Source organism: Streptomyces sp. NPDC002265 (genome assembly GCF_040296125.1).
In the GTDB taxonomy this organism is placed as follows: domain Bacteria; phylum Actinomycetota; class Actinomycetes; order Streptomycetales; family Streptomycetaceae; genus Streptomyces.
On the sequence record NZ_JBEOWS010000371.1, the window covers coordinates 1 to 9122 of the forward strand.

11 protein-coding genes are annotated in these 9122 nt (G+C 68.6%); 2 read left to right on the forward strand and 9 right to left on the reverse strand.

All coding sequences use genetic code 11. The features are described from left to right. Positions 1–200: hypothetical protein (locus tag ABT085_RS39300; protein WP_351619628.1), on the forward strand; the 200-nt coding region annotated here is incomplete at its 5' end. A gap of 412 nt (positions 201–612) precedes the next feature. Here the strand turns inward: ABT085_RS39300 and ABT085_RS39305 are convergent. The 9 genes from ABT085_RS39305 to ABT085_RS39345 form a co-directional block, all read right to left on the reverse strand. Next, entirely contained in the window at positions 613–1056 is a 444-nt protein-coding gene (locus ABT085_RS39305; protein ID WP_351619631.1) for an NUDIX hydrolase, read from the reverse strand. Next, complete coding sequence (locus ABT085_RS39310; protein ID WP_351619633.1) at positions 1053–1709, reverse strand: dTMP kinase; 657 nt, start codon at positions 1707–1709, stop codon at positions 1053–1055. The genes ABT085_RS39305 and ABT085_RS39310 overlap by 4 nt, the downstream gene beginning before the upstream one ends. Continuing rightward, a complete protein-coding gene (locus ABT085_RS39315) occupies positions 1706–3244 on the reverse strand; it encodes a B12-binding domain-containing radical SAM protein (RefSeq protein ID WP_351619636.1) in 1539 nt (512 codons plus the stop codon). The genes ABT085_RS39310 and ABT085_RS39315 overlap by 4 nt, the downstream gene beginning before the upstream one ends. A gap of 12 nt (positions 3245–3256) precedes the next feature. Beyond that, positions 3257–4060: a DNA glycosylase family protein gene (locus tag ABT085_RS39320; protein ID WP_351619638.1), complete on the reverse strand. Its 804-nt coding sequence runs from the start codon at positions 4058–4060 to the stop codon at positions 3257–3259. Between the two features lie 86 nt (positions 4061–4146). Further along, entirely contained in the window at positions 4147–4812 is a 666-nt protein-coding gene (locus tag ABT085_RS39325) for a hypothetical protein (RefSeq protein WP_351619641.1), read from the reverse strand. Then, positions 4806–5210, reverse strand: coding sequence for a hypothetical protein (locus ABT085_RS39330; RefSeq protein WP_351619644.1), 405 nt, complete (start codon positions 5208–5210; stop codon positions 4806–4808). The genes ABT085_RS39325 and ABT085_RS39330 overlap by 7 nt, the downstream gene beginning before the upstream one ends. Positions 5211–5623: 413 nt before the next feature. After that, on the reverse strand, positions 5624–6280 hold the full coding sequence (locus tag ABT085_RS39335) for a hypothetical protein (protein WP_351619646.1): 657 nt from the start codon (positions 6278–6280) through the stop codon (positions 5624–5626). Between the two features lie 102 nt (positions 6281–6382). Then, on the reverse strand, positions 6383–6994 hold the full coding sequence (locus ABT085_RS39340; RefSeq protein WP_351619649.1) for a hypothetical protein: 612 nt from the start codon (positions 6992–6994) through the stop codon (positions 6383–6385). 77 nt (positions 6995–7071) lie between these two features. Next, complete coding sequence (locus ABT085_RS39345) at positions 7072–7593, reverse strand: hypothetical protein (protein WP_351619651.1); 522 nt, start codon at positions 7591–7593, stop codon at positions 7072–7074. 172 nt (positions 7594–7765) lie between these two features. On the opposite strand from ABT085_RS39345, the gene ABT085_RS39350 reads away from it, so the two are divergent. Then, on the forward strand, positions 7766–9115 hold the full coding sequence (locus ABT085_RS39350) for an NsdA family TPR-like regulatory protein (RefSeq protein WP_351619654.1): 1350 nt from the start codon (positions 7766–7768) through the stop codon (positions 9113–9115). The last annotated feature ends 7 nt before the right edge of the window (positions 9116–9122 follow it).

Consider the following 9122-nt stretch of genomic DNA (forward strand, 5'->3'; position numbering starts at 1 on the left):
CGTTCGGCTCGGGACGCCAGGAAGATTCACAGCCGCCCGTGACCGTTGCGAGCGGCGTATGTGACGGGACGACGACGTTCCCCGTCTGCGGGCGGCTGATGCCCCAGCTCGCCGACCAGGCCGCTCAAACGCTGAAGCACACCTATACCAAGGACGTCCCAGCCGACACGGAGCAGCCCCGCGCGCATGAGCACCCGTGAGGCCGCAACCCGCCGCCCGGTCTCACGCAGGAAGCCCGGCCGGCACATCCAGGCGCTCGTGCGCCGCGTCCACGGCGGATCGGCCGCCGAACGAGACCGGCAGCCTGGCCCTGCCCTGGCTGACCAGGCGCCCCGCCTGGCGCATCGGCCTGGCCACCGCATCCCCGGTTTGCTGCGCTCCACAGCCACCGTAGTGGTGCTGTCGCGGTCGTCACACCGTTCCTGCAAGTCGCTACGGGATTGACATCGAGGCCAACGCCCTTTCGCTGCCCGGAGAACGTCAACGGCCGTGATCTGTTGCCCCAGGCTCTACGCAGACCTGTCCCAGGGGCGCTTGCGGGTAGGGGACTGACTCTTCCCGGCCGGACGGTATGTCTGGCCGGGAGAAGTCTGTGCGGAACCTGTGGTGTCTCTACTGCCAGCCGTGCAGCGTCAGGGCGCCAGTCTGGGCGAGGCAGCCGTGCAGGCCCGCCCCGGGGTAGTCGATGATGTCCTCGGGGAGGTCATGATCGGCGAACCACTGAAGTGCGAGGCACTTCTCCGGCTCCTTGTTGTGGGGTGTTCCCTGCCATCGGGTGGCTACGAAGAAGAACCCGATGCGTTCGGATCCGTCTTCCTGCCGGTGGTGTACGACGTGCCGCAGATCCAGATGCTCGGGGTCGACCTTGACGTCGGTCTCCTCGAGCAGTTCACGAGCTGCTCCGACGGTGAGGGATTCGCCCTGGTCGAGCTTGCCGGAGGGCAGATGCCACCGTCCATAGCCGTAGGGGCCGCCTCTCTGTGACAGCAGGATCTTGTCGCCGTCGCGCAGGAGAACGTGGGTGTCGATGGTGGGCTGTGCCGGGTGTCCGCTCATGATTCCTGGGGGGTTCGAGTCGCTGAAGCATCTGACGGTAGTGGGAAGGCGGGGAGCGCGTCGGCGATTCGGTGCGCGACCTCCGATGGGGTGATGCCGGTACTGTCGATCATGAGTACCTTGGACCCGAGGTCTTCGAGGATGTTCGCGGCGTCGCGGTACAGCTCGACTTCCCGGGTGGGCGCTGTGGGATCGGCCCTGAAGCGGTGGGTGACGCCGGCCTGGGCGATACGGTCCGTGATCGCGGCCGGGGAAGCGGTCAGGATCACCGCCAGATCGGGCTGCGGCGCGTAGCCGTTGAGCAACGTCAGGAAGTCCATCGGTACGCCGTCGAGCCGCTGAAGGACGAGCGTAGATGCCATGTACCGGTCGGATATCAGCAGCCGGCCACCCCTGAGCGCGGGCTCGATGGTGGTCTCGATGTGCCGGTAGCGTGCGGCTGCGACGAGGCAGGCTAGGGCCAGGCCGTGAAGCTGGCCGCCATGCGTGCGGGTGAAGTCCCCGAGGAAGTCCCCGCGGGGCGGCTCGACCGTCCACTGCGCTGGGACGTCCCGCGCGGCAAGCCAGGCTCGTAACTCCCGGATGGTGGTGGACTTGCCCACGCCGCTCGGTCCGTCGAGCGAGACGAAGAAGCCTTTGCGGTCCCCGCTCATGCGGCTTCTCCCATCCCGGCCTGGTTGCGTTCGTGCTGCTCCCGGGTGAGCATCGCGAGCGTGGAACGGATCTCGGGCAATGCCACGTCACCGAACTGGATGCCTACGGAGAAGTTGAACTCGTCGCGCTGTCGCATGGACTCGTCGGCACCGTTCTGGGTGAGGTCGACGTCGCCGTAGGCGAGCAGGTCGTCCGGGTCGTAGCCGTCTTCGGCGGTGAGGGTCGTCCACACGGGCGTGCCCGGGTAGGGGCGGAACTCGAAGACGCTGGCGCGGATGCTGCCGCAGTGCTGGTCGGAGATGGCCCACAGGTTGCGGATGTGCCGAACGGTGGCGTCCAGGTCCGCTTTGGTCTCGCCGGGGAAGCCGAGGATGAAATACCCCTTCACGCCGATGCCGTGGGCGACAAGGCGGCGGGCGACGCGTTCAGTCATCTCTGCGTCGATCCGCTTGTCCATCGCGGCCAGGATGCGGTCGCTGCCGGATTCGATGCCGAGGGCTACCTCGCGCAGCCCGTTGGTGACGAGACGGTCCAGGTCGGTGTCGGTGAGCCGGTTGAGCACGTTGATGCGGCCGGTGGCGTCCCACACGTACCGGTCCCCGATCTTGTGGCGGGTGAAGGCCTTCATCTGTTCCTCGATGACCCTGCCGACGCCGAGGAACAGGTCGTCGACGAAGCGGAAAGCGGTCACGCCGTACGCATCGTGGAGCTGGTCCAGCTCGCCGATGATGTTCTCAGGCGAGCGCACGCGGATCGTGAGGTCCGGGTTCGCGGAGACGGCAGCACCGCAGAAGGTGCAGTTGTAGGGGCAGCCCCGGCTGCCGACGATGTTGGCCTCCCAGTGCCCTCGGGGGCTGATCCCGGCGAGCCAGGGCCGTTCGCCGACGAGGCGGAGGTCGGTTGCCGTGGGCGCGGCCTGGTAGGGGTCCTGGGGGAGAAAGGCGCGGTTGACGTACGGCAGGCTGTCGATGTCAGGACCCAGGAGTGCCGCGCTGGTCTTGGGGTCGGCAATGCCGGCGGCCCGGGTACCGAGCAGGTGGTCGCGCCACAGGACGCCCGGCAGGGTGCGACGGTTGTGTTCGTCCTCCAGGAGGGCGGCGACGCGCAACTCCCCCTCACCGAGAACGAGGGCGCGCAGGTGGCGCATTCGCAGGTCGGCAAGGACCCGGTCCGGCATGGCCTTGGCATGGTGGCCGCCGACCATGAGGGCGATATCAGGATCGAGCCGGTCGGCGATCTCTGCGGACATCTCGTAGGTGGGGGCGAGGAGGTTCATGGCGGCCCAGCGGGGCGCGGCCTCATTGACGATCCGGGCAGCCGCCTCAACGCCCAGACCATGGGCTTCGGCGTCGAGCACGCCGACGTTGTACCCGTGGTGCTGGGCGTAGGTGGCGATGTACGCCATGCCGAGTACGGGGAGCGTGTAGTCGTTGGTCCGGGGCCGCAGGGTGTAGTCACGCAGCGGCGCGTTGATGAAGAGGGCATCCAGCGGGTGGCGGTCGTCGGCGCCCGCGATCAGCGGTAACTGCTGCATACGTCCTCCAGGTCATCGGGTGTGCGCCCCCCAGGTGAGGGTCGCGAGGGTGAGGGTGTGCAGAGCGGTGCGGTCGGTCCCGGCCCAGCCAGTCCACAACGGACCGAATGCCTTGTCTTTCTTGTCGGGCCAGGCGTAGGTGGGGGCGATCTTGGCGGCCCAGGTGCGGACGGCCAGATCGTCGTGCGGGTAGGCGTGGAAGTCGCCGGTGTAGTCCGTGGCGGCCGCGGCGGCGGTCCATGGTCCGATGCGCGGGATGCGGGTGAGTGCGGCGGCCAGGGCGCCGACCTCCAGGCGCTCCCACTCGCTGTGATGCTGCTCGTAGTGCGTTGCTGCGGCCGTCAGGGCGGTGCGGTGGAACTTTGCGCCAGCGGCGGCGAACTGCTCGTTGGCCAGGGCGAGGACTGCGGCTGGTGCGGGCGCTACGGCGAGTGCTCCCCGAGGGCCTTCAACAGTGGTGCCGTAGGCGCTGCACCAGGTGCGGTACACCTTGCGGGCCTGGTCAGCGCGGACGACCTGCCGCAGGATCGCCGTGGTGATCGCATCCCACAGCCACGGGTTCGCCAGGCGCCGGGTAACGCCGAGCTCGGCAAGGTTTTCGCGGAGGGCGGCCGGGGCGGCGGGCGGGAGGTGTACAGGGTCGGTGCTGACGAACTCGGGCTTGACGTCTTCGGTTCCGTCGACGCACGCCAGGTGCAGGCCGTCCCGGTCGTGGGACAGGGTCCAGATGCCGGAGGCCGTACGGACAGCACGCGCGCGTGTGCCGCCCTCGTACGTCTGCCAGGCGGGGTGATCGACGGTCAGAACGTGGCTCATCGGTTGCTCCTCGGTGTGCCGGATGTGCTCGCCGTAGCCTCTCGCGTCACTGCCGTACGACGTGCCGCAGCCACAAAATTGCGGGGTCAGCCGATGAGGGCGTGTTCGATCAGGTAGGTGCGCATGTTCTGGTACTCGGCGAGGGTGCACGGCCGGGACTCCTCCAGTGCATCCCTTGGGACAGCGGCCGCCGGCCAACTGCCTGGCGGCGGCATCAGCTCCTCGGCCGCGTGAGACAGGTTCTTGCGGCGCGGGCCGCGCACGAACAGGGTGACCGTGCGGGGCTCCATAACGGCCTGGTGCACCATCGACTTGCCAAGCGAGTAGGCGCTGCCGGGCCGCTCGACGGTCACGATGGCCGGTTCCAGGTCCGCGTCGGCGAACGGCCCCTCCCAGTCGTTGGTGCGGCGTTGTACGACGTGCACGTAACCGCCGGTGAGGATCCGGGCGGCGAAGGCATAGCAGTGATCGTGCGGTACGAGCTGATTGTCTGGCCGGGGGTTCATGTTCAGCCGGATTTCGAACCCTTGGTCCGGGGCTTGGTACAGCGACAGCCGGTTGAGCAGCATGGTGACGCGACTGGCGGCCAGGCGGTCCGGGTTGTGCAGGACGTTGTTGACGAGCCTGGTGAGCAGCTTCCGATCATCGGCGAGACGGTCGAGCACAATGCGGCTGATTCGCTGGAGGGTGCGCAGACTGTCGCTGTCCAGCGGTGGCACGGCATCCAGCCACGAGGCCGTCGCGCTCAGCACGGTCCGCCTGCCGGGGCGAGAGAGGCCTGCTCAAGGTACTGGTGGGCTCGCCGGGCGAAGGAGGTGTGTGCCGCGTCGGACAGGGGCCTCTCGCGGTCGGTCACCGGCTCTGTGGTGGCGAGGACCTGCACGGTGGCCGCGGTCCCCCGGGTCGCGCACAGCGTGTCCGGGTGCACGGTGAAGAACTCCCCGGCACTGAATACGCGGGCGTACTGCGGGCGACCGCCCTGCGCGTCGTCCGGATGCCGATACATCTCCAGCGTGGTGACGCCGGCCACCGCGAGGACCACGGCCGGCACGGGCACTCGCCAGGGCGTCATAGCGCGGGTGTCCGAGACGCGCAGGTAGACCGTCGAAGCGTCTGGCGTCTGGAGCGGCAGGTATGCGTAGCCGTGCACGCGGAACGACTCCTTCGAGCCGGACGCGCTGGTGTCAAGGAGCGGCAGGACGCGAGAGGCGAGGGGAGAGAGCCAACCCGTGGCGGCCGACACGGTGATGTCAGGGATGTGGATGGGATCACGTTCCTGCGCCAAGAGGCGGCTGACGAATTCCGGGAGGACGGCATCCACTTGGTAGCCCCTTCAGATGAGTTCGAATGGTGTGTAGACGGCGCTGGGGCACGTCGGGGGCGTAGCCCCAGCGCCGTAGTTCCGCCCGCGCCGACTGCCTAGGTCAGGTGCGGGCGGAGCGTGGTATCTGACCGGTGGCCCGGAAGCCGTGCCATCCAGGCACCGGACAGACGCCAGGGGATGGCTGCGGTTGCTGAACGAGTGCCGCATCAGAGCGGCGCCCCCTGCCGGCGTCCCGAGCGTCATCGGCGTATCTGCGCTCGGGACGCCGAAGTCTTGATGCCGACCTCGGCTGGCGCGAGGACGGTGCACTGGGAGAGGGAGGCGACCAGTTGGTTGCCGATCACCCACTTCGCGGACCAACTGGTCGTGAGGTACACGTCGGCTTTTCCTGCGTAGAGCCTGAAGGGGCCGTGGTGGTAGCGGTGTCCGTAGACGGCGTCCACGATGATCTCGGCGACCCGTACCGCCACGGCCCCGCGGCGCCGCAGGTGCGGGCACAGGCGGGCGGCGATCGGCGCGCACGGTCGGCAGACCGGCGGATGCGTGGTCATCTCCCCTTCTGGCCACTTCGGACCGTTGTCGCTCTCGTCTTCCAGCAGCCACAGCCAGCCCCGCTCATCGCGGTTCGCGGGCTTGCCGCACACCTGGCACAGGAGCTTGCGCATGGCGCGCCGTTGCCGGGGGCCGTGCACTGTGCTCCACAGTGGCTCGCCTGCCCCGCGGTTGTGCCGCCACCATTGCCACAGCACGTCGTCGTCCTCGGTACGGCCTGATGCCGGGCCGGGGAAGGCGAAGCCGTTGAGCGTGGCGATGGGGGTGGGCTGCGTGACCTTCTCGCTGGTCCATGGGGTGATGTACGGGACGGGGCGGCCCTTGTGCGTGACGAGTTCGGACATGGCTCTTTCTGGGGTGACGGGCGGGAGAGGGAAGGCGCCGGCCGTGCGCGACGGGGGTGGCATACGCACGGCCGACGCCGGTCTGTGAGGCCTGCGAGCAGATCAGGTGATCGTGCACAGGGTCTCTGCGAGGAGTTCCTCGTGCGGGGCGGGCCCGGGCCGGAACTGGTCGAGAAAGCTGCGCAGAGGCACAGGCGGTACGAGCCGGTCGCCGCGGCACGGGCGCAGCCAGTACGGTCCCGGGGCTTCAGTCTGTGCCATGGGCGGCAGGGCGAGCTGATGCGGTCTGCCCAGGCACAGGCCGTACCGGTGCGGCGCCCAGCTCTCACTGGTGCCCGGCGGCACGAGCCAGATGAGCCACTGCCGGTGCGGGTCTTCGATGACCGGGCCGCAGGCGTCGGGCTGCCCGTGGCCGGTGTGCTGCACCTGGTCGAGGAGGTCCATGACGGCGTAGGCCTCGGGGCAGGACGCGGTGACGACGATGTCGAAGAAGCGGCCGCCCAGCGGTAACTGGAGCACCCGGCCCTGCTGGAGGTCCATCAGGTTCCGCACTCGTGCGGCGAGGTCGCTCATGTCCGTGGCGATGTCGTCTGTGGCGATGGTGTGGGGGAGCGTGGAGAAGTCCATGGGGGCTGCCGGCGCGCGTTCTGCCGGGTTCGCCGGGCGCTGCGGGAGTGGTGTGTGCGGGCCGGAGTGCGTGAGGAGTTCGGACATGGTTGAGGCTCTCTGTCAGTGACGGGGCGGAGATGAGCGTCGGCCGGGGACAGGGGAGCGCCCGCAGCCGACGCCGCTCAGGGGGTGCCTGTATCGGGGCGGGGGCCGAGGCGGAGAACCTGTTTCAGGTGCTCCGGGTCGGCGAGTGGGGAGTCGAGGCTGTACGGGGGGATCAGCCAGAACAGGCCGGGCGGCGCGAGGCGGTCGAGGCTCGGCACGCCGACGTGGTGGATGAACGGCCGGGTGCCGCCTAGGCACTCCACGCCAGCAGGGCCGGAGTCGTGCGGCCATGTCTTGTCGGTGCCCGGCGGCACCATGACGTAGAGATAGGGCCGGTAGGGGTCGCAGAACATCGAGCCGGACATCTTCAGCTCGCCCACCTGGTGGCGCAGCTTGTCCGGGGTGGTGTCGAGGCCGAAGTCCGGGTGCAGGACGGCGTACGGCACGCGCACGACGTCCCACTTCTGTCCAGCTGCCAGCACGGCCACACAGTGCCGCGCCCATTCCATGGCGGCAGTCTGCGGGGACGGTGCCGCGCGCAGCAGCCACGCCTCGGCGTCCGCCCAGCGGGCCCGGTCCGTCTCTTGCAGCGCGTGCACCGGGCTTCTGGCCGGAGCGGAGCCAGTTCCGCTGGTCACCATTGCCCCCAAGGTTGTGGTTCGTTGCTTGACTCGTAAGAGGTAACCGCGCGATCACTGTCTGCGGGTACCGTGGGGGGTAGGTGGGACCGTGAACACCGTGAATGCCATGGAGCTGTCGGGAGTTGAGGACATGGCCACGAAGAAACGCACGCCCAACCCTGCCTTGGACAAGCTGCTTGAGCAGGCACGATGGACGCGCACGCAGTTAGCCCAGCAGGTGAACAGGCTGGGTCCGCAAGCCGGGCTCAAACTCACGTACGACCGAACCGCCGTTGCGCACTGGATCGCCGGCACGCCGCCAAGGCCCGAGGTCAGACCGCTGATTCTTGAGGCGCTCTCGGCCCGGTTGGGTCGGCCGGTAACTCACGCGGAAGCCGGGCTTCAGCCCGCCGCGTCCGTCGACGGCTCTCAAACCACCGACACTGTGGAGGAGTTGATTGACCTAGGAAGGGCGGACATGGATCCATCCCGCCGCGGCGTCGTGGCCGCGACCGTCTTCTCCGCTGCGCTGTCTCTGCCCATATTTCAGCACGCCGCGCAGGCCGCCAACGATCCGATCGCCCCCGGCAAGGCCACTACGCGCATCGGAGCCTCACAAGTCGCGTCGGTGCGTTCCATGACCGAGCGGATCGCTGACATCCTCGACGAGTTCGGCGCAGGCCACGCGCGCCCCATGGCCGCCGCGTTCCTCGTGAACACCGTCGGCCCGTGGCTGAGAGCGGAAGCCTCCGAGCCGGTGAAACAGGACATGCTCGCCGCAGCATCGGACCTGACGTATCTCACGGGCTGGATGGCGATGTACGAAAAGGCCCACGGTCTGGGCCAGACGTACTACGTTCAGGCGCTCAAACTGGCCGATGAGGCGAACGATCACGTCACCTACTGCCGCACGCTGCGCGGCATGTCGCTCCAAGCGTCGAACCTCCGGCACGGACGGATGGCGCTGGAGCTGGCGGACTCGGCCGCCGAGGCGGCACCAGCGGCCGGCCCTCGCCTGGTGGCGTTCCTGCGGGGACAACAGGCTCACGCGGCATCGATGGTCGGTGACCGGCGCCAGGCTCACGCCCGGCTGCGCGAAGCGGAAACCGCTCTGGCGAAAGCCGACAACCGGCGCGATGCGATCGGCGGCTACGACCAGACCGCCTACCTGTTCCACGTCTCCCACGTGCTGCTGGAGGAGAACGACCTCCAAGGCAGCATCAAGGCGATGAAGCAGTCCATCCGTGTCCAGCCAGCCAACGAGCGCCAAGGCCGCGTCCACGCCTATGCGCTGCTTGCACAGCGGCAACTGCGGATCGGGCACCTGGACGCGTCGTGCGACTCGTGGAGTCGTTTCCTGGACGAGTACGAACATGTCTCGTCCGCCCGCGGTGACGACCACTTCGCCACGATGCGCGCGGACTTGACGCCCTACGTAAAGACCCGCGCAGTGCGGGCGCTGACTGGCCGGGTGCGCGAGGTCGCATCAGCCAAGGCCTGAAAAGAGG

Bases quoted from the DNA above. Each gene is read 5' to 3' on its own strand.
- ABT085_RS39305 (WP_351619631.1), bottom strand. From the start codon at position 1,056: ATGAGCGGACACCCGGCACAGCCCACCATCGACACCCACGTTCTCCTG.
- ABT085_RS39310 (WP_351619633.1), bottom strand. From the start codon at position 1,709: ATGAGCGGGGACCGCAAAGGCTTCTTCGTCTCGCTCGACGGACCGAGC.
- ABT085_RS39315 (WP_351619636.1), bottom strand. From the start codon at position 3,244: ATGCAGCAGTTACCGCTGATCGCGGGCGCCGACGACCGCCACCCGCTG.
- ABT085_RS39320 (WP_351619638.1), bottom strand. From the start codon at position 4,060: ATGAGCCACGTTCTGACCGTCGATCACCCCGCCTGGCAGACGTACGAG.
- ABT085_RS39335 (WP_351619646.1), bottom strand. From the start codon at position 6,280: ATGTCCGAACTCGTCACGCACAAGGGCCGCCCCGTCCCGTACATCACC.
- ABT085_RS39340 (WP_351619649.1), bottom strand. From the start codon at position 6,994: ATGTCCGAACTCCTCACGCACTCCGGCCCGCACACACCACTCCCGCAG.
- ABT085_RS39350 (WP_351619654.1), top strand. From the start codon at position 7,766: ATGGCCACGAAGAAACGCACGCCCAACCCTGCCTTGGACAAGCTGCTT.